Here is a 19877-nt window from a genome sequence, read left to right as displayed (position 1 = left end):
TGCCTGACAAGACCTACGTACTGCTTCCCGCCGCGGTCGCGACCACCGGCAGCACCTCGGCGCCGGCGCGATCCGGGGTCTCTTCCTTCCAGCGCACCGAGCCGAACGGGCGCTCCAGCATGCGGCGGATCCGCACCGGATCGGGGCCGATGTGGAAATCGATCGCGCTCTGATGCAGCGCGCGTTCCGACTGCGTCGAACGGTTGCGCTGGCGCAGATAATCGAACCAGGTCGGGCAGTGATAGCGCTCAGTCCACAATTCCGAGTCGGCGACGTCACGCGCGATCGACCAGCCATAGGCGCCGTTGCGCTGCCTGGAGAGCTGCACGTCCTGCATTACATTGTGGAAGGCGCGCGCGTTCTCTTGGCTCACCCGGTATTCGATCTCGACCACCAGCGGCCCGCTGCGTCCGGTCAGCGATAGTTTGACTTCCGGATCGGCCAGCACCTCGGCGTCCTCGTTGCGCGCGCCGACGCGCGGCATCGCCAGCCAGATGCCCAGCAGCGGCGAGATCAGCATCAATCCGGCCGCCGTCAGCAGCGCGACCTCGACGCCGGCATAATCGGTGAGATGGCCCCAGCCCCAGGCGCCGATGGCGATACCGCCGGAGATCGAGGCCTGAAACGCCGCGAGCGAACGACCCGCGACCCAGCGCGGCGCCGAGAGCTGCACGCCGATATTGAACAGCGCGACAGCCGCCATCCAGACCGCGCCGGCCAGCACCAGCGCAGCCGCGGTCAGCACCGGTTCGCTGGAGAGCGCAAGCGCAGCCATCGCGAACGCCATCGAGATGGTGCAGGCGCGGATCGCGGACTCGCCGCTCATGCGCTTGCGCAATTCATGAATGTTGAGTGCGCCAACGACGGCGCCCATGCCGAAGGCGCCCAGCATGATGCCGTAGGTCTGCGCGCCGCCATGCAGGAGATCGCGCGCGACCAGCGGCATCAGCGCCATCACGGCGCCGCCGCACAGGCCCATCACCAACGTGCGCAGCAGCACGATCTTGATCGGCGGCGAATTGGTGATGTAGCGGAAGCCTGAGACCATCGCGCGGCTGAGCCTTTCCCGCGGCAGGCGCGAGGGCTCGGTGCTGCGCCGCCACAACAGCAGCACCACCAGCAGCGGCAGATAAAGGATCGCATTGCAGGCAAACGCAGCCACCGCGCCGGCAGAGGCGACGATGACGCCGCCGATCGCGGGACCAAAACTGCGCGCGATGTTGTAGCTGATGCCGTTCAGCGCCACCGCCGACGGCAGCGAATCCGGCGGCACCTGCTCGCTGACCGAGGACTGCCAGGCAGGTCCAAACAGCGCGTTGCCGCTGCCGACGATGAAGCAGAAGGCCAGCAGCGTTTCCGGGCTGCTGAGTTGGAACCAGGCGAGCAGCGTCAGGGCAGTTGCTCCAGCCAACGCGATCGACAGCGCGATCAGCGTCACGATGCGCCGGTCATACATGTCGGCGATGGCGCCGGCCGGCATCGAGATCAGCATGATCGGCAGCATCAAGGCGGTCTGCACCAGCGCCACCTTGTCGGCGGAGGCCGCCATCTGTGTCATCGCCCAGGCCGCGCCCACGCCCTGGATCAGGAGGCCGAGATTGGAGAGCAGGCTGGCGAGCCAGATGCGCCGGAACACGGTGTACCGCAGTGGTGCCGTGATGCCATCGGCGGAACGTTTCTGACGGTGCGTCTGCTCGGTCATATCCTCTTCCAAATGGGCTGTCAGAAGCAGCTTTTGCGAATCCGGCAGGTTCAGTGATGCCCGCGAAAGTCCTTCGCTGTCCAGTCGTTAGGCCGCTATAAGCGGTGCAAAGACGCGGTTTTACCGGGGGAGGAACGCATGAAGCTGTCACGACGGACAATCCTGCAAGGTGCAGGTAGCTTGCCTTTCGCGGTTGCGAGCTTCCGGATGGATGCGCTGGCGCAATCTCCATCCGTGGCAAAGAGCTCCGAGGTGCCGCCGATCCTGTTCGTCCATGGCAATGGCGACTACGACGCGCTGTGGATGACGGCGTTGTGGCGGATGGAATCCAACGGCATTGCGCAGGACCGCATGATGGCGATCAACTTCACCGATCCCACGGCGCGCAAGGACGACACGGTCGAGCAGGCCAACTGCTCTTCGACCGAGGACCAGCGCCGCGAGCTCGCCGCCGCCATCACCGAGCTGAAGCGTCGCACCGGCGCGGCGCGCGTGGCGCTGGTCGGCAATTCGCGCGGCGGCTACACGATTCGCAACGTCATCAAGAACGGCGGCGCCGTTGATGTCAGCCATGCCGTTCTGTGCGGCACGCCCAATCACGGCGTGTTCGCGTGGGATACTCTGCTCGGCAGCGAATTCAACGGACGCGGACCCTTCCTGCGTGGCTTGAACGATGGCGACAGCGAGGTGACGGCGGGCACGGCTTTCCTCACCTTGCGCAGCGACGGCATGGACAAATATGCGCAATCCGACGGCCGCTTCATGGGCCAGCCCGGCGTGCCGACCGGTGTCACCCCCGACGGGCCCGCGCTGAACGGCGCCATCAATCTCGTGCTCGGCACGCTCGACCATCGCGAGACGGGGTTTCATCCGCGCGCCTTCCGCGAGATCTATAAATTCATCGCCGGCCGCGAGCCCGCCCGCATCGCGATCGTGCCGGAGCGGAACGTCCGGCTCAGCGGGCTGGTCACGGGCACGCCGGGCGGCGTGCCGACCAACCGCCCGGTGGCGGGAGCGAAGGTGGAGGTGTTCCATGTCGACCGCGAAAGCGGCGAGCGCAAAGGCCATGCCGTGCATCGCTCGACGACGGCGGCCGACGGCCGCTGGGGGCCGGCCGAGGTCGAGTCCACCTGGCCGCTTGAAATCGTCATGACGTCGCCGGACGCACCGACGACGCATTTCTACCGCTCGCCTTTTCCGCGCTCCTCCGACGTCGTGCATTTGCGCGCCGCGCGCCCGTTCGGGCCGGCGGACAAGGACGCCGGTGCGGTCGTGATCATGTCGCGCCCGCGCGGTTATTTCGGCCTGCCGCGCGACATCGTGCTGTTCGACGGCAAGGAGCCCGCCGACGTCAAGCCGGGTGTGCCCACGGATTCGACAGCGACCCTGCGCTTTCCGGCCAGCGAGGTCGGGCGTAACGTCGTGGCCCAGTTCAACGAAGAACGGATTGTGGCACGCGTCTGGCCTGCCTCCGAGAACAGGATTGCGGTTGCCGAGCTGACTTATTAGCTATCTGCATACGTCAGATCCGCGGGAGAGAGCCATGAACATCGCCAGCGTGCGTCGGCCCATCGTTCCTCCGACCCCGCCGCGCGCGCCGGACGATATGTCGTTCCTCGGCCGACTTGCGGTGATCAGGCAGAACATGATCGCAACCTGGGGGCAGCGCGCCTACGAGGAAGAAATCATCCAGGGCCGCCTCTTCCTGCACAAGAGCTTCATTCTGAACCGTCCGGACGCGATCCGGCATGTCCTGCTCAGCAATTACGAGAACTACTCGCGCACACCGGCGGGCATCCGCATGCTGCGTCCCGTGCTCGGCGAGGGTCTCCTGATTGCCGAAGGCCACGACTGGACGTTTCAGCGGCGCACGCTCGCGCCCGCCTTCACGCCACGGGCCACCGCAAACCTCGTCCCGCACATGACGGCGGTGCTCGACGAGACCATCGCGAAGCTCGACGCGCAAACCGGCGAGGCTGTCGATCTGCGCGAGGTAATGCAGCGCATGACGCTCGAGATCGCCGGACGCACGATGTTCTCCTTCGGCATGGACCGGCACGGTCCGACCTTGCGCAACTTCGTCGTGGAATATGGCGAGCGGCTCGGCCGGGCCTATCTCCTCGACATGGTGTTGCCCGTGTCCTGGCCGACGCCGATGGATCGCGCCCGCGCGCGCTTCCGCAAGCGCTGGACCGCATTCGTCGCCACGCTGATCGCCGAGCGGCGCGCAGCGGGCAAGAAGGACGGCGCGCCGCCGCGCGATCTCTTTGATCTCATGGACGAGGCGCGCGACCCTGAGACGGGCAAGGGCTTTTCGGACGCGCAGCTCGTCGACGAAGTCGCGACCATGATTCTCGCGGGTCACGAGACCACGGCGACCGCGCTGTTCTGGGCGCTCTATCTGCTTGCGCTCGATCCGGACACGCAGGAGGAGGTCGCCTCCGAGACCCGCGGCGAGCATCTCGATGCCATTGCCGACATCGATCGCCAGAAATTCACCCGCGCCGTGATCGATGAGACCATGCGGCTCTATCCGCCGGCCTTCCTGATCGCCCGGGCTGCGCGCGATAGGGACAATGTGGCCGGCGTTGCGGTCAGCAGGGGTGACGTCATCATGATCGCGCCGTGGCTTCTGCATAGGCATGAGAAGCTGTGGGATCAGCCAAACGCATTCATTCCCAAGCGTTTCATGTCGACGGAGGCGCCCGATCGCTTCGCCTATCTGCCGTTCGGCGCGGGCCCGCGCGTCTGCATCGGCGCGCCGTTTGCGCAAGCCGAATCGGTGCTGGCGCTGGCCCGGCTGATCGGCGCGCTCCGCGTCGAGCTTGTCGACACCACTCCGGTCATTCCGTATGGCGTCGTCACCACCCAGCCGGACCACTCCCCCATGTTCCGCATCACGCGCCGGTGACAGACGCTCGTCTGGCCGTTGGCGTGATCCACCCTAGATAGAGTTACGCCATGAGCGACATCCAGGCCCAGTTTTCCGTTCTGAAGCAGACCGCCGATCCCAAGGCGGTCGACGCAATTGTGCGCCTCATCGAGGACGGCGAGGATCACGAGCTCAACCGTGTCAACGTCCTCGACTTCTCCCGGCAGCATGGTCTCGACGAAGAGCGCGCGATCTCGGCTTTCCTGCATTCGGCGCGGCTCGGGCTGTTCGATCTCGGCTGGAATGTGCTGTGTCCGGGATGCGGTGGCGTGCTTGGCGCGCATTCGACCCTGAAGGCGCTCAAGCCCGATGACTATCACTGCGCGCTCTGCGCCTGCGGCTACAAGGCATCCGTCGACGACCAGGTCGAGGTCTCCTTCACGGTGAATCCGCGCGTGCGGCGCATCGCGGCGCACGACCCCAACTCGCTTCCGGTGTGGGAGTATTTCAAGCAGGTGTTCTGGAGTTCCGGCGTCGACTTCGACAAGGAGTCGTTTGCGACGCTGTCCGACGAGGTAACGCTGGATACGATGGAGCTGCCGGCCGGCGAGAAGGCGACCATGTCGCTGCAACTGCCGAACGACTTCATCATCATCTTCGAGCCGGTGACGCACGCTGCCCATTTCATCGACGTCCAGGGCGAGCCGACCAAGGACCGCCAGCAGCTTGCCATCATGTACAACAAGGTGCAGGCCCCGACGGGGACTACGACCATGCGGCCGGGGCCGCTGCGGTTGTCGCTGGAGAACCAGGCCGGCGTGCGCGTGCTGCCGTCGGTGTTCATCGCGGCCGAGGCGCTCCATCATCTGATAGGCAAGCGCAAGCCGTTTCTCACTGCCAAGCGCATGTTGTCGAACCAGACGTTTCGCGATGTGTTCAAGGCGGACAATCTCAGTCTCGACCAGCGGCTCCAGATCACCTCGCTGACCTTCCTGTTCACCGATCTCAAGGGCTCGACCGCGCTCTACGAACGCGTCGGCGATCTCGCCGCATTCGATCTCGTGCGCGCGCATTTCCACGCGCTGCTCGAGATCATCTCGTCCGAGAAGGGCGCGGTGGTGAAAACGATCGGCGATGCCGTGATGGCGACGTTCGTGCGTCCCGAGCACGCGATCGTTGCGGGCCTGCGGATGCGCGCGGCGATGGATGAGCTGAACAAGCAGCGCGGCACCGCCGACCTCATCGTCAAGATCGGCATCCATGAAGGCCCCTGCCTCGCGGTGATGCTCAACGAGCGGCAGGATTATTTCGGCCAGACCGTCAACATCGCCGCGCGTGTGCAGAGCCTGTCGACTGCGCAGGAAATCCACATCACCGGGCCGGTGCTGGACGCGCCGGCGGTTGCAGAAGTCCTCAAGCAGCGCGAGATCAGGCCGATCCAGAAGCAGGCCGCGCTGCGCGGCATCGCCGACAAGATGGTGGTGTACGAGATACCGTAAAGTCCATCGCTGTCGTCCCGGCGAAGGCCGGGACCCATACCGCGGAATCTATCCGGCCTTCGCCGGGACGACATCCGGGAATGAGGCGGGCGCCGAGCGCGTTAACGCTATCCAGATTGCCGAAACGTAATCAGCGCGCGGAACTGACGCACGTTGCGCTGGTTGAGTTTCCCACTCATATAATGGTTTGTAGCGGCCGCGCTCCAAGCGGCTTCATCGATATCGGTAGGACTCCATGCTCGACGGTCTGCGCCAATTCATCGCTGAGATTGTTGCCCCTCATGCCGGGGATCGCGCCTTCGGCGACAGCGATTATCGACTGGCGGCAACCGCACTGCTGGTCCATGTGGTCTCGCTGGACGGCCAGCCGACGGCGGCCGAGCAACGCAAGCTGCACAGCCTGATCGAGAGCCATTTCGGGCTCGATCGCGGCACCGCGGACCGGCTGATTGCGGATGCGACCCAGGTCGAGGGTGAGGCGGTCGACCTCTATCACTTTACCAGCGTCATCATGCGCTCGCTCGACGAAGAGGGCCGCAAGCGCATCGTGCAAATGATGTGGGAACTGGTCTATGCCGACGGCCAGGTGACCGAGTTCGAGGACAATGTCGTGTGGCGCGCGTCCGACCTGCTCGGGATCGCCCAGCGCGACCGGATCGATCTCAAGCATGCGGTTGCGGATCGTGCCGGCGGTCAGGTCAAGGACGGCGCCGTCAACGGCTGATCCGCCTCAGCACGGCGAATTGCGGGCCGTGTGGGCACATGACGAAACTTTAATATTGCGGCCCGGCCGCGCCGGTGCCGAAAAGCCCTGCAAATCGTGGGTTTTCCCTGCACTCCCTGTCGTTCGCTCACGGTGCCATGCGGCTAGCCAGCTTGCGTGTCGCGCACGGCTTATGCTCTCGTCCCGTCGTTGTGGGCCAAAAAAACTTAAATTAAGAGACTTCCATCGTGACTGAGCGGGTGACGCTGATAACCGGTGCCTCGGCGGGCATAGGCGCGGAGCTGGCGCGCGTATTCGCCGCGAACGGGCATCGTTTGGCTCTGACGGCGCGCCGCGCAGATCGTCTCGAGGCGCTCGCCTGCGAGCTCTCGGCCAAGGGCGGCAAGAAGCCGATCGTGATCGCCTGCGATCTGCAAGAAGCGGACGCCGGCGAGAAGATCGCGGCGGCGCTCGCTGCCGAAGGCGTTGAGCTCGACCATCTCGTCAACAATGCCGGCTTTGGCGCGTTTGGCGACGCAATCGAGTGCGACCGTGTCGCGCAGCTCGGCATCGTTGATGTCAACGTCCGGGCGCTGACAGATCTGTCGCTGCGATTTGCCGATCAGCTCATCAAGAACAAGGGCGGTCTTCTCAATGTCGGATCGGTCGCCGGCTTTCTGCCCGGCCCCGGCATGGCAGTCTACTACGCGTCCAAGGCCTATGTGATTTCGCTCACCGAGGCCCTGCGGGCCGAGCTCGCGCCGCGCGGTGTTCGTGTCACCGTACTTTGCCCGGGTCCGGTGCCCACCGAATTCCAGGCGCGCGCTGGCGTTGGCTCCGGACATAATACGGCTCTTCTCAATGTGCCTGCCGCCGATGTTGCACAGCAGGCCTATCGTGGCCTGATGGCCAACAAACGGGCAGTGTTGCCCGGCCTGGGCATCAAGATTGTGCCATTCGCACTGCGTTTCTTCCCACGCGGCTTCATCCTGTCCGCCACCAGTCGGTTTCAGCGGCAGAGGCACTGAGCAGGCCCGAAGCGCCCGTTGTGGCCCGGCGCTTGCTTTCTGTATCGGGAAGGTGTGTGCGAACTCACACGAAATTAACCCTCGCTTAGTTATGCTGGCGGTCTGAACCGATAGCACTTGGAAAGGCGATGTCGTTCCGGACGGACAGGTTTGGTAGCGCAGAATTGGTACCCTTCCCCAAGCGAAGGGCCGTTGGCGCATCTGCTGCCCGTTCTGAAGCCCGGCTGCCGGTCCTCATCGTCCTGCACCAGGAATCCTCGACGCCTGGCCGGGTCGGCAACGCGCTGCGTGCGCTCGGCCATCGTCTCGACATCCGCCGTCCGCGCTTCGGCGATCCCCTGCCCAAGACGCTCGAGCAGCATGCCGGCGCCGTGATCTTCGGCGGCCCGATGAGCGCCAACGATCCGGACGACTACATCCGCCGCGAGATCGACTGGATCGAAATTCCGCTCCGCGAACAGCGGCCGTTCCTCGGCATCTGCCTTGGCGCGCAGATGTTGGCGATGCAGCTCGCCGCCCGCGTCGCGCCACATGCGGCGGCGCTGACCCAGATCGGCTACTACCCGATCCGTCCGACGGCGGCAGGACACGCGCTCTGCCCGGACTGGCCGGCGCAGGTCTATCACTGGCATCGCGAGGGTTTTGAGTTGCCGGTCGGCACTGAGCTGCTTGCGGAAGGCGACGATTTTCCGGTGCAGGCGTTCCGCACCGGCAATGCCTTCGGCGTGCAGTTTCACCCTGACGTGACCTACGCGATGATGCATTGCTGGACCACGCGCGGCTATGACGGCCTGGGCGCGCCCGGTGCGCGCGAGCGGCATCATCATTTCGCGGACCGCGCCGTCCACGATTTTGCGGAGCGCGCCTGGCTCGATCATTTTATCGATGGCTGGCTGTCGCGCCGGCCGGTGCTGGCGCAAGCCGCGGAGTGATCGCGCGGCTCCGGCCCTTGCCTCATCCCTGGATATGCTAGGCTTGCTCTCAACGCGCACGCGCGAAGGTGTGCTGAAAAACAGGGAGAGCGCCGTGGCCTATGAACACATTCTCTACGAGGTGAGCGACAAGATCGCGACCATCACGCTCAATCGTCCTGATCGCATGAATGCGTGGACGCCGATCATGGAGCGCGATGTGCGACACGCGATGGAAGCGTCAAGCGCCGATGACAATGTCCGTGTCATCGTGCTCACCGGCGCGGGCCGCGCCTTCTGCGCCGGCGCCGACATGGATGCGCTGAAGGGGCTCGATCCCAACGACATCAGGCGCGCCTCGAACCTGCCGCCCTTCGACATGAACAGGCGGCCGGACTGGCAGACGCGCTACGGCTTCTATCCGTCGATCGGAAAGCCGGTCATCGCGATGCTCAACGGCGCGACCGCCGGCATCGGCCTCGTGCATGCGCTCTATTGCGACCTGCGCTTTGCCGCGGACAACACCGTGTTCACGACGGCATTCGCGCGGCGTGGCCTGATTGCCGAGCACGGCATCAGCTGGATGCTGCCGCGCATCGTCGGCCATGCCAACGCGATGGATTTGCTGCTCTCGGCGCGGCGCGTCGGAAGCGAGGAGGCGTTGCGGATCGGGCTGGTCAACCGGCTCTGCCCGCCCGAAAAATTGCGCGAGGAGACCTATGCCTATGCGCGCGACCTCGCCGATTTCGTCTCGCCGAGTGCGATGGCCGTGATCAAGCGGCAGCTCTACGAGGTGCCGTTCCAGACGCTTGGCGAGGCCACCATCGAGGCCAATCGCGAGATGCTGGTCGCGCTCAACGGCAGCGATTTCCGGGAGGGCGTGGCGAGCTTTATGGAGAAGCGGCCGCCGAGGTTTACGGGGAAGTAGGGGGAGATTTGCGGAGAGGGTCCGCCGTCGCCCTCCGGGCTATGGCGGGACAGCCGTCGCTCCCTTCGCTAGGAAAGAGCTCGGCTGGCTTGCCTAGCCGTAGCTCGCGAAGCGAGCGAAGGCTGGTGGAGCCAGGCGGGATCGAACCGCCGACCTCGTCATTGCGAACGACGCGCTCTCCCAGCTGAGCTATGGCCCCGTAGCAGGCCGCTCTGGTCAATGCGGCCGACAACCGGGGCCATTTAAGTCGCCGCCAAGGTCAAGTCAAGGACGGGTGTAACCCGGTTTTAGCCATCCGGGCACCGACTTCCCTTGTTTGGGCCGGGGGGAACCGATATCTAGCCATGACCATCCCACGACACAGGCCCAGAGAGTGTTTCGCTGATGCGCCCGATAGTCTTCATTCTGATCCAGATCATCAATCTGTACATCTACCTGCTGATCGCATCGGCAATTCTGTCCTGGTTGATCGCGTTCAACGTCGTGAATACCCGCAACCAGTTCGTCGGAGCGGTCGCGGAGTTTCTCTATCGGATCACCGAGCCGGTCCTCGGTCCTATCAGGCGCAGGCTGCCCAGCATGGGCGGGCTCGATATGTCTCCGATCGTCGCATTCTTCGTGCTTTGGTTGATCCAGCTCTATCTCGCCGAGTACGTTTATCCGAACGTGCCCTAGGCCGATGAGGCTGCGATGGTTCCTTGGCGCACCTCCACCACGGGCGTCAGCATCGCGTTGCGGGTGACGCCGCGCGGCGGCCGCGACGACATAGACGGGATCGAGCAGCTCTCCGACGGCCGCAGCGTGTTGAAGGTGCGCGTGCGTGCCATCGCCGATGGCGGCGAGGCCAATCGCGCGGTGCTGGTGCTGTTGGCGAAATCGCTTGGCGTGCCCAAGGCCAGCGTCAATCTCCTGTCCGGGGCGACGTCGCGGCTGAAGCAGATTGCGGTCGAGGGCGATCCGGCGGGCCTTGTCGAAGCGTTGCGCCAGCTCGCATCAGTCAAATCGATAGACATAAGGAACTGACATGACGGCCAAGATCATCGATGGAAAAGTCATCGCGGCGGGGCTTCGCGCCCGCGTCGGCGATGAGGTCGCCCGCGTCAAGCGTGACCACAATCTGGTGCCGGGGCTCGCGGTCGTTCTGGTCGGTAGCGATCCCGCGAGCGAAGTCTATGTCCGCTCAAAACATACCCAGACTCAGGCTGCCGGCATGGCCTCGTTCGAGCACAAGCTGCCCGCCGATGTCTCGCAAGCGGATCTCCTGGCGGTCGTCGCAAAGCTCAATCGCGATCCCGCCGTGCACGGCATTCTGGTGCAACTGCCGCTGCCGAAGGGGCTGAACACCGAGGCCGTGATCAATGCCATCGATCCCGCCAAGGATGTCGACGGCCTGCATCCGAACAATGCCGGCCGGCTCGCCGGCGGGTTCGAGGCGCTGTCGCCCTGCACGCCGCTCGGCTGCATCATCTTGACCAAGAGCGTGCATGCCTCGCTCGCAGGCATGAACGCCATTGTCATCGGCCGCTCCAATCTGGTCGGGCGCCCGCTGGTGCAATTGCTGTTGAACGAGAACGCCACGGTGACGATCGCGCATTCGCGTTCGCGCGATTTGCCCGGTCTCGTGAAGCAGGCCGATCTCGTCTATGCCGCAGTCGGCAAGCCGGAGATGGTGCGCGGCGACTGGCTGAAGCCGGGCGCGACCGTGATCGACGTCGGCATCAATCGTATCCCGAAGGACGACGGCAAGACGCGGCTCGTCGGCGATGTCGCCTACCAGGAAGCGCTCAGCGTTGCCGGTGCGGTGACGCCGGTGCCCGGCGGCGTCGGCCAGATGACGGTCGCCTGCCTGCTCGTGAATACACTGCGCGCCGCCTGCGCGATCGCGGGCCTGCCGAAGCCGGCGGTATAGTCCTGTCCCGGACGCGGCGCGGCACGTAGTGACGCGACGCAGAGCCGGGATCCAAAAAACTTACGCCTTCTTCTTTTTCTCGCGCTCGATGCCTTCGAGGATCAGCTTCTGTGCGTCCTCCGGGCCGCCCCAGCGCAAGATCTTCACCCATTTGCCGGGTTCGAGATCCTTGTAGTGCTCGAAGAAGTGCTGGATCTGTTGCAGCGTGATGTCCGGCAGGTCGGAATACGACTTCACCTTGTCGTAGCGCTGCGTCAGCTTGGACGACGGCACTGCCAGAATCTTCTCGTCGCCACCGGCCTCGTCTTCCATGAACAGCACGCCGACGGGGCGCACGCTCATGACGGCGCCGGGGATGATGGCGCGGGTGTTGACGATCAGGACGTCGCAGGGGTCGCCGTCATCCGACAGCGTGTGCGGGATGAAGCCGTAGTTACCGGGGTAACGCATCGGCGTGTAGAGGAAGCGGTCGACCACCAGGGTGCCGGCCTCCTTGTCCATCTCGTATTTGATCGGTTCGCCGCCCACTGGGACTTCGATGATGACGTTGACGTCGTGGGGTACGTTTTTCCCGATCGAGACCGCATCGATACGCATTGAAAAGGCTCCGTTATTGCCGAGGCTAAATCGCGCCCGGCAGCGATTTTCGCACTGTCATACGCGGGCTTGGCCCGCCTATCCATCGCGTTTTTGTGAAATAATGAATCCCGCGATCACCGGCGCAGACGGCAACGGGATCGACGGAAGGAGAACGCTGTCCGTTAACGTTTCAGCAGCTCAATTGGTCCAGGCGAAGGCAACCTTGTCGAGCGACTTCGGCCCGAATCGCTCCGAGGAGCGCGCCACCATGCGGCCACCCAGCGCCCGGTAGAACTCGGTCGCTGGATCGTTGTCCGAGAGCGCCCACACCACCATGCTCTTCAGATTGCTCTGCATGAGGTCGCGGCGGGCGGCGGTGAACAGGCGGCGACCGAAGCCAAGGCCCTGGAACTCCGGACGCAAATAAAGCTCGTAGATCTCGCCGTCGAAGTGCAGGCTGCGGGCACGGTTGCGGCCATAGTTGGCGTAGCCCGCGATCTTGTCGCCGAACACCAGCACACTGACGCGGCTGCCCTTGCGGATCGCGCTGTCCCACCACTGCGGACCGCGGCGGTTGATCAGCTTCTCCAGCTCGGCGCCGGGAATGATGCCCTGATAGGCCGAGCGCCATGCTTCGTCATGGGTGGACGCCACCGCAGTTGCGTCTGCAGCTTTGGCCGGCCGGACCTCGATCAGGGTTGTGCTCATGGACGCGATCAAACCAAGTCGCCGCGCTGGCGGCAAGACCTATCGTTAATTATCGGTTAACCTGTGGACTTTCTGCATCAGTATTTTAACCATGTTGTACCGAAAGAAGACAAGCCGCCGCCTTGAACGGCATTGGCGTGCCGTGTGTCGGTGCAAAACGGCTGTGCCGGAACGAATGAACGGCGATGACAGCGCAGAAAGTCCGCCCAGGATGATTCGTTCCGACTAGTCTGCCCTGCGCTATTCGTGTTCGCCTTCGGCAATTCATGCGGCTCCTCAACATCCTCGCCCTCCTGCCTCTGCTGTTCCTGCTGACGGCGCCGCCTCTGTGCGCTCAGGTCATTTTTGGGTCATCGGGCGAGGAAGGCGAGCCGTTCCGCCGGCAGCAATGGCGTGTGCCGTCACCGGATACCGATATTGCCGCGCGTGCATTGCTGTTTCGTCCCGTTGGCACAGGTCCGTTTCGGCTCGCGGTGATCGCACATGCCTCGACGCAGAACGGCTTACGTCGTGCGCAAATGTCGCAGCCGGAATACCGCGCGCTCGCAGCGTTTCTCGTCGCGCGCGGCTTTGCCGTGCTGGTGCCGGAACGGCTCGGCCATGGCGCGACCGGTGGACGCTATGTCGAGGACCAGGGCGGCTGCGACGAGGCGGACTACGCGCATTCCGGCCGCGCAACCGCAGAGCAGATTTCGCTCGCGCTGGATTATTTGCGGAAGCAGGATTTCATTCGCAAGGATGCGGCGATCGTGCTCGGCCATTCCGCCGGCGGATGGGGCGCACTGGCGCTTGCGAATGCCGATCCGAAGGTGATCGCCGCGATCATCGCACTCGCACCAGGGCGCGGTGGCCACGCCAACGATGAAGCGAATCGGATCTGTGCGCCGCATACGCTCACTGCGGCCGCAGCCGAATTCGGCAAGTCGGCGCGCGTTCCCGTCACATGGCTCGTTGCCAGCAATGACAGCTATTTTGCGCCGGGGTTCTCGCGAAGTTTAGCGGATGCGTTTCGTGGCGGCGGCGGAAAGGTCGATTTTCGCACATTGCCGGCCGTAGGCAGCGAGGGCCATTGGATGATCGAGACCGAGGCCGGCGTCAGAGCCGCCAGCAACGAGCTTGATCGCGCGCTGACGCCGGTCGCGGCGAAGAAACCATGACGCTGTATTTCCTGGTCAAATATCTGCATGTGCTCGGCGCCATCGTCATCCTCGGCACCGGAACCGGTATCGCCTTCTTCATGCTGATGGCGCATCGCACGCACGATGCGGCGTTCATCGCGCGCACCGCCTCGGTGGTGGTGATCGCGGATGCGATCTTCACGCTGTCGGCCGTGATCTTGCAGCCGGTCACGGGCGGCCTGCTGATGATGCTTTCGGCCACTGATATCACCGAGCGCTGGCTGCTCGCCTCGCTAGTGCTCTACGCCATCGCCGGCCTGTTCTGGATTCCTGTCGTCTTCATGCAGATCGAGATGCGCAATCTCGCGCGCAAGGCCGCCGAGCAGCGCGTGGCTCTGCCGGAGCGTTATTTCGTGCTGTATCGCCGCTGGTTCGCGTTCGGCTTCCCCGGCTTCGGCGCAACCATGCTGATCCTCTGGCTGATGATCGCAAAACCGTTGTGAGGGAAGCGATGGACCAGCGAACCATTTTGGTGCTCGGCGCCTCCGGCCTGATCGGGCGCTTCGTCACCGACGATTTGCGCATACGAGGCTTTCGTGTCGTCGGCGTCGCACGAAGCCTGTCGCCGGCGCAGAGGATGAGCGCGCTCGATATCGCACTGCCGCTCCTCTCCCTCGATGCGGCCGCGCTGACGCGCCTTCTGAGCGAACATGCGGTGGACGTTGTCGTCAACTGCCTCGGCGTGCTCCAGGACGGCCCCGGTAGCGACACCAATGCCGTGCACCGCGATTTCGTGGCACGGCTGCTTCAGGCGATCGCGGACAGCGGCCGTGCGATCCGGTTGGTGCACATCTCGATCCCTGGAACAGCGGAGGCGGATCGCACTGCGTTCGCCACGACCAAGCGCGAGGCCGAGCGTCTGATCACGGCATCCCGCATTCCCCACGCCATCCTGCGCCCTGGCTTTGTGGTCGCACCGTCAGCCTATGGCGGCAGCGCCATGCTGCGCGCGCTTGCCGCGTTCCCGCTCGATCTGCCGAACAAGGAGATGGCGACGCCGTTTCAGCCCGTCGCGGTCGAGGACATCGCCGCCACCATCGCCTGGCTCGCTGCGCGTGATACCGACGACGGCTCCGTGAAAGCCGTGAGCTGGGACTTGATGCAGTCCGAGCCGGTTACCATGGCCGGTGTCATCAAGCAGTTTCGCTTCGCGTTCGGCACCGCAGGTTGGCCGCGCATCGCGATGCCGACCTTGATGCTCGATCTCGGCGCGAAGATCGGCGATTTCGCCAACTATCTCGGCTGGATGCCGCCGATGCGCACCACCGCGATCGCCGAGCTGCGCCGTGGCGTCACCGGCGATCCCTCGACGTGGATCGCCGCCACCGGCATTGCGCCGAAGACGCTGGCGGAGACGATTGGGCGTCATCCCGCGACCATCCAGGACAAATGGTTCGCGCGGTTGTTCCTGATCAAGGCGCTGATCTTCGCGAGCCTGGTCGCGTTCTGGGCCGTCTCCGGCTTTATCGCACTGTTCGTATCCTACCGCGCCGCCGCCGGCATCTTGAGCGCACACGGCTTTCCGCCGGCACTGGTCGATCCCATCACCATCGGCACCAGCCTGATGGACATGAGCATCGGCGGCCTGATCGCCTTCCGCCGCACCGCGGCGATCGGGCTCGTCGCTGGCATTATTGCCTCGCTCGGCTATATGGCGGGTGCGGCGATCCTGACGCCGGACCTCTGGATCGAGCCGCTCGGCGCGCTGGTAAAGACGGGCCCGGCCATCGTACTGATGCTCGCCGCGCTTCTGATGCTGGATAATCGATAGCGTTTTCGAGCGAAGTGGATCCCGGTTCGCGTGAAGAAAACGTGTCAAAAAGAGAGTCTGATGCAAAAATGGCCCGACGACGACGTGATCCTGTTCGACGGCGTCTGCATCTTCTGCTCGCGCTGGGTGCGCTTCGTGGCGCAGCGCGACACGGCGAAGCGGTTTCGGTTTACGCCGATTCAGTCGGACTATGGAACGAAGCTCGCACAAACGTTCGGCATCGATCCCGATGATCCCGACACCAACGCCGTGGTTCACGGCGGCGGGGTGTTTATGAAGTCAGACGCTGCGCTGACCGTGCTGTCGCATCTCCCTGGCTGGACCTGGACACGGGCGCTATTCGCGGTGCCGAAACCGCTGCGGAATGCGGTGTACAGTCTCATCGCACACAACCGTTATCGCATCTTTGGCAAGTATGACGCGTGCTTCGTGCCGGATGCGGATTTGCGAGCGCGGGTGATCGAGTAACCCGTCATTGCAAGCGCAGCGACGGAGTGTGTGGTTACGGCTTGCCGCGAGCCGCGAGCACTTCCTTAGCCGCCCGCTCTCCGCTGTCCCTCGCCCCGTGCGCCGTCGTGAAAAAGTTCGGCGACGTTGCTTCGCCCGCAAAGAACAGCCGTCCCTCCACCGGCGCGGCCAGTACCGCGCGGTCGCCGGCGTGGCCGGGCAGCGCGTGCGAATAGGAGCCCCGCGCAAACGGATCATGGCCCCACCGCGACTCGCACAGCGGCTTCAGCTTGCGGCGGATGTCGTTACCGAGGAAGCCCGCAATTTCGTCGATGCTTTGCGCGGCGATCGCGCCCTCGCCCGCGTCTTCCAGCTCGCGCGCGAAGGTGCCGCCAAAAAAGCCTTCGATGCAGGGCTGGCCGAACGGGCGGATGTGGTAGGTGCCCATCTCGGTGCGCATGGTGGCGCCGCGCAGATTGCCTTCCTTCGGGAAGGCTTCGGCATCGTCGAGCGCCAGCGTCACCTTGTCGTCGACGCCGAGCGGCAGGCCGGCTGCCGCATCGACCTTCGCCGGCAACGCGGGTGAGAAGCGGATCGCTTCATCGGCGATCAGATTGGTCGGCACGGTGACGATCACCTTGTCGGCGGTCAGCGTGCCCTGCGATGTCTCGAGACGGATGCGTTGGCCGGAATGGTCGACCAGCGTCACGTTGCAGTTCAAGGCCACTGGACAGTCTTCGCCATAGGCCGCGACCAGTGCGCCATAGCCGCGGCGGATGCGCCAATTGGCGTTGGTGTCCTCGTAAGCGTCCCAGTCCAGTGTCGACATGTCCTTCAGTTCGCAGCCGTTGATGTAGGTCGAGACGGCGTCGATCATGGGATTCCAGCGATTGCCGGGCTCGAGGCTGCGGCTCGCGGGCTCGTCCTTGCCCTTCTGCGCGGCCTGCCAGAGACGCTCGTAGAACGCGTCCATCGCGCGCATGAAATCGTCGCGCTCGCTTTGCGGAAACGCGGTGCCGAAGGCGCGCTCGCGCCAGGGCGGCAAATCCTTGTTGACCTCGAAATCGAGATCTCTAGCGATCGTGACGAAGGAGTTCTTGTCCGCCGAGTGCAGCCAGCCGCAGCCGACGTCGAAGTTGACCTCAGGCGAGGCCTGCACGGTCCAGGCGCGGCCGCCGAGGCGATTGCGTGCCTCCAGGACGATCACGGAGAGGCCGGAGCCGGACAGCGCGTGGGCTGCGCCGAGGCCGGCTGCACCGGCGCCGATGATCGCAACATCGACGGAGGAGGGAAGGGTACTCATGAGCGGGATCTAGCACGTTCGCTGAGCGTGCTGAAGCGGCCGCAAGCATAGCCGTCATCACCCGCCTTGTGCGCAATTGCGCACCGGAGCGGGTGATCCGACTTCGTAGGGTGGGCAAAGGCGCTCTTGCGCCGTGCCCACCATTGCTGACCGGGATCTCAAGTGGTGGGCACGCTGCGCTTTGCCCACCCTTCGGCACTGCGGCGTGGACCGAGTTACGCCACCGCTTCCTTGGACTTTTCGGCGCGCTTGCGCTCGTTGGCGTCGAGGTGCCGCTTGCGCAGACGGATCGACTTCGGCGTGATCTCGACCAACTCGTCGTCCTCGATATAGGCCAGCGCCTTTTCCAGGGTCATCCGGATCGGCGGCGTCAGGCGCACCGCTTCGTCCTTCGAGGTGGTTCGGATGTTGGTGAGCTGCTTGCCCTTGAGAATGTTGATCTCGAGGTCGTTCTCGCGGGTATGCTCGCCAACGATCATGCCCTTGTAGACCTTCCAGCCCGGCTCGATCATCATCGGACCGCGATCTTCCAGCTTGAACATGGCGTAAGCCACCGCTTCGCCCTGGTCATTGGAGATAAGCACGCCGTTGCGGCGGCCCTGGATCTCGCCCTTGTAGGGCGCGTAGCCGTGGAACAGACGGTTCATGATCGCGGTGCCGCGGGTGTCGGTGAGCAGTTCGCCCTGATAGCCGATCAGGCCGCGGGTCGGCGCGTAGAACACCAGGCGCAGGCGGTTGCCGCCCGACGGCTTCATCTCGACCAGCTCGGACTTGCGCTCGCTCATCTTCTGCACGACGACGCCGGAATGCTCCTCGTCGACGTCGATCACGACTTCTTCAATCGGCTCCAGGGTGGCGCCGGTGGCCTCGTCCTTCTGCAGCACGACGCGCGGACGCGACACCGAAAGCTCGAAGCCCTCGCGGCGCATGGTCTCGATCAGGATCGCGAGCTGCAATTCGCCGCGGCCCGAGACTTCCATCGCGTCCTTGTCGGAGGCTTCGACGACCCGCAGCGCGACGTTGCCTTCGGACTCGCGCAGCAGGCGGTCGCGGATCATGCGGCTGGTCACCTTGTCGCCTTCGGTGCCGGCGAGCGGCGAGTTGTTGACGATAAAGGACATCGACACGGTCGGCGGGTCGATCGGCTGCGCCACGAGCGGGATCTCGACCGACGGATCGCAGAAGGTGTCGGCGACGGTGCCCTTGGTCAGGCCCGCGATCGCGACGATATCGCCTGCGTCGGCTTCTTCGAGCGGGGTGCGCTCGATACCGCGGAAGGCGAGGATCTTGGTGATGCGGCCCTGCTCGATCATCTTGCCGTCGGCGCCCAAGACCTTCACGGCCTGGTTCGGCTTGATGGAGCCTGAGGTGATGCGGCCGGTGATGATGCGGCCGAGATAGGGGTTGGCTTCGAGAATGGTGCCGATCATGCGGAACGGGCCTTCCTCGACGGTCGGCGGCGCGACATGGCGCACGATCAGGTCGAACAGCGGCTGCATGCCAGCTTCGTGCGACCCATCCGGGCTCTCGGCCATCCAGCCTTGCTTGGCCGACCCGTAGAGGATCGGGAAGTCGAGCTGTTCCTCGCTGGCGTCGAGCGCCGCGAACAGGTCGAACACCTCGTTGATGACTTCGGTCGCTCGCGCGTCGGGACGGTCAACCTTGTTGATGACGACGATCGGCTTCAGACCGACCTTGAGCGCCTTGGAGACCACGAATTTGGTCTGCGGCAGCGGGCCTTCGGCGGCGTCCACCAGCACCAGCGCGCCGTCCACCATGTTGAGGATGCGCTCGACCTCACCGCCGAAATCGGCGTGGCCGGGGGTGTCGACGATGTTGATGCGCGTGTCCTTCCACTGCACCGAGGCCGCCTTGGCCAGGATGGTGATGCCGCGCTCGCGCTCCAGATCGTTGGAGTCCATGGCGCGCTCGGTCACCTTCTGGTTCTCGCGATAGGTGCCGGATTGCTGGAGGAGGCGGTCGACGAGCGTGGTCTTGCCGTGGTCGACGTGGGCGATGATGGCGATGTTGCGAAGGTTCATGAGTGAGCTTCTTTGCGGTCGGACAATGGGTTAAGCGCGATCTCGCCGGTCAAGCCGGGACCTCTTCTCGGACAACGCTGGAAACGTGGAAAACGGGGGCCTATTACGCCCAAAAAGGAAGCCCGGCCAGCTCGACCGGGCATCCTGCGCGTTTGCAGCGCAATATAGGCAAAAAACGCCAAAAAACAATGCGTTCTTTCGGGATTGGTTGACTGAATTTTGTCCGGGAATCCCCGGGGCTTAGGGAGGGTTCCGGGCCTAATCTGGCCCATGGCCCGCAAATGGCCAGTCCAATCA

19 protein-coding genes and 1 tRNA gene are annotated in these 19877 nt (G+C 64.4%); 14 read left to right on the top strand and 6 right to left on the bottom strand.

Features of this window, described 5'->3' with window-relative positions:
- Nucleotides 1-13 precede the first annotated feature (13 nt).
- Nucleotides 14-1702: an MFS transporter gene (locus UB31_RS25130; RefSeq protein WP_045012812.1), complete on the bottom strand. Its 1689-nt coding sequence runs from the start codon at nt 1700-1702 to the stop codon at nt 14-16.
- A 138-nt stretch (nt 1703-1840) separates the two neighbouring features.
- On the opposite strand from UB31_RS25130, the gene UB31_RS25125 reads away from it, so the two are divergent.
- From UB31_RS25125 to UB31_RS25095, 7 genes are all read left to right on the top strand, one after another.
- Nucleotides 1841-3211 carry a hydrolase gene (locus UB31_RS25125; RefSeq protein WP_045012811.1) on the top strand — a complete coding sequence of 457 codons (1371 nt, stop codon included), beginning with the start codon at nt 1841-1843 and terminating at the stop codon, nt 3209-3211.
- Nucleotides 3212-3245: 34 nt separating this feature from the next.
- On the top strand, nt 3246-4613 hold the full coding sequence (locus UB31_RS25120) for a cytochrome P450 (RefSeq protein ID WP_045012810.1): 1368 nt from the start codon (nt 3246-3248) through the stop codon (nt 4611-4613).
- Between the two features lie 50 nt (nt 4614-4663).
- Nucleotides 4664-6073 carry an adenylate/guanylate cyclase domain-containing protein gene (locus UB31_RS25115; RefSeq protein WP_045012809.1) on the top strand — a complete coding sequence of 470 codons (1410 nt, stop codon included), beginning with the start codon at nt 4664-4666 and terminating at the stop codon, nt 6071-6073.
- A 235-nt stretch (nt 6074-6308) separates the two neighbouring features.
- The gene (locus UB31_RS25110) at nt 6309-6797 is read left to right on the top strand and encodes a tellurite resistance TerB family protein (RefSeq protein WP_045004516.1); all 489 of its coding nucleotides are present in this window, start codon (nt 6309-6311) and stop codon (nt 6795-6797) included.
- A 227-nt stretch (nt 6798-7024) separates the two neighbouring features.
- Nucleotides 7025-7804, top strand: coding sequence for an SDR family NAD(P)-dependent oxidoreductase (locus tag UB31_RS25105; RefSeq protein WP_045012808.1), 780 nt, complete (start codon nt 7025-7027; stop codon nt 7802-7804).
- Between the two features lie 128 nt (nt 7805-7932).
- Nucleotides 7933-8736: a glutamine amidotransferase gene (locus UB31_RS25100; protein WP_045012807.1), complete on the top strand. Its 804-nt coding sequence runs from the start codon at nt 7933-7935 to the stop codon at nt 8734-8736.
- 94 nt (nt 8737-8830) lie between these two features.
- Nucleotides 8831-9643 (top strand): enoyl-CoA hydratase, encoded by an 813-nt coding sequence (locus tag UB31_RS25095; protein WP_045012984.1) that lies wholly within the window; start codon nt 8831-8833, stop codon nt 9641-9643.
- Between the two features lie 123 nt (nt 9644-9766).
- Here UB31_RS25095 and UB31_RS25090 read toward each other — a convergent pair.
- Nucleotides 9767-9842 (bottom strand) — tRNA-Ala (locus tag UB31_RS25090).
- Nucleotides 9843-10027: 185 nt separating this feature from the next.
- Here UB31_RS25090 and UB31_RS25085 point away from each other — a divergent pair.
- Genes UB31_RS25085 through folD form a run of 3 tightly spaced genes read left to right on the top strand, consistent with a single transcriptional unit; the run spans nt 10028 to nt 11552 of the window.
- A complete protein-coding gene (locus UB31_RS25085; RefSeq protein ID WP_045004511.1) occupies nt 10028-10318 on the top strand; it encodes a YggT family protein in 291 nt (96 codons plus the stop codon).
- Nucleotides 10319-10333: 15 nt separating this feature from the next.
- Nucleotides 10334-10666, top strand: a complete 333-nt coding sequence (locus tag UB31_RS25080; RefSeq protein WP_045012806.1) for a DUF167 domain-containing protein — start codon at nt 10334-10336, stop codon at nt 10664-10666.
- Nucleotide 10667: 1 nt separating this feature from the next.
- Nucleotides 10668-11552 (top strand): bifunctional methylenetetrahydrofolate dehydrogenase/methenyltetrahydrofolate cyclohydrolase FolD, encoded by an 885-nt coding sequence (gene folD, locus UB31_RS25075; RefSeq protein WP_045012805.1) that lies wholly within the window; start codon nt 10668-10670, stop codon nt 11550-11552.
- A 60-nt stretch (nt 11553-11612) separates the two neighbouring features.
- Here folD and ppa read toward each other — a convergent pair whose 3' ends face one another.
- Nucleotides 11613-12149, bottom strand: coding sequence for an inorganic diphosphatase (gene ppa / locus UB31_RS25070; protein WP_045004506.1), 537 nt, complete (start codon nt 12147-12149; stop codon nt 11613-11615).
- A 180-nt stretch (nt 12150-12329) separates the two neighbouring features.
- Nucleotides 12330-12839 (bottom strand): GNAT family N-acetyltransferase, encoded by a 510-nt coding sequence (locus UB31_RS25065; RefSeq protein WP_027533231.1) that lies wholly within the window; start codon nt 12837-12839, stop codon nt 12330-12332.
- Between the two features lie 266 nt (nt 12840-13105).
- Here UB31_RS25065 and UB31_RS25060 point away from each other — a divergent pair, with 266 nt between their 5' ends.
- The 4 genes from UB31_RS25060 to UB31_RS25045 are packed head-to-tail and all read left to right on the top strand — an operon-like array spanning nt 13106 to nt 16256.
- On the top strand, nt 13106-13996 hold the full coding sequence (locus tag UB31_RS25060) for an alpha/beta hydrolase family protein (protein ID WP_045012804.1): 891 nt from the start codon (nt 13106-13108) through the stop codon (nt 13994-13996).
- Nucleotides 13993-14460, top strand: a complete 468-nt coding sequence (locus tag UB31_RS25055) for a DUF2269 family protein (protein WP_045012803.1) — start codon at nt 13993-13995, stop codon at nt 14458-14460. The genes UB31_RS25060 and UB31_RS25055 overlap by 4 nt, the downstream gene beginning before the upstream one ends.
- A gap of 8 nt (nt 14461-14468) precedes the next feature.
- Entirely contained in the window at nt 14469-15788 is a 1320-nt protein-coding gene (locus tag UB31_RS25050; protein ID WP_045012802.1) for an SDR family oxidoreductase, read from the top strand.
- Between the two features lie 60 nt (nt 15789-15848).
- Nucleotides 15849-16256, top strand: coding sequence for a thiol-disulfide oxidoreductase DCC family protein (locus UB31_RS25045; protein ID WP_045012801.1), 408 nt, complete (start codon nt 15849-15851; stop codon nt 16254-16256).
- Between the two features lie 34 nt (nt 16257-16290).
- Here UB31_RS25045 and UB31_RS25040 read toward each other — a convergent pair whose 3' ends face one another.
- Nucleotides 16291-17538 (bottom strand): flavin monoamine oxidase family protein, encoded by a 1248-nt coding sequence (locus UB31_RS25040; RefSeq protein WP_045012800.1) that lies wholly within the window; start codon nt 17536-17538, stop codon nt 16291-16293.
- A gap of 215 nt (nt 17539-17753) precedes the next feature.
- Nucleotides 17754-19580: a translational GTPase TypA gene (gene typA / locus UB31_RS25035; protein ID WP_045004499.1), complete on the bottom strand. Its 1827-nt coding sequence runs from the start codon at nt 19578-19580 to the stop codon at nt 17754-17756.
- Nucleotides 19581-19877 lie beyond the last annotated feature (297 nt).

The sequence above is a fragment of the Bradyrhizobium sp. LTSP849 genome (genome assembly GCF_000938255.1).
In the GTDB taxonomy this organism is placed as follows: domain Bacteria; phylum Pseudomonadota; class Alphaproteobacteria; order Rhizobiales; family Xanthobacteraceae; genus Bradyrhizobium.
This window is presented reverse-complemented; position numbering and strand designations above follow the sequence as displayed.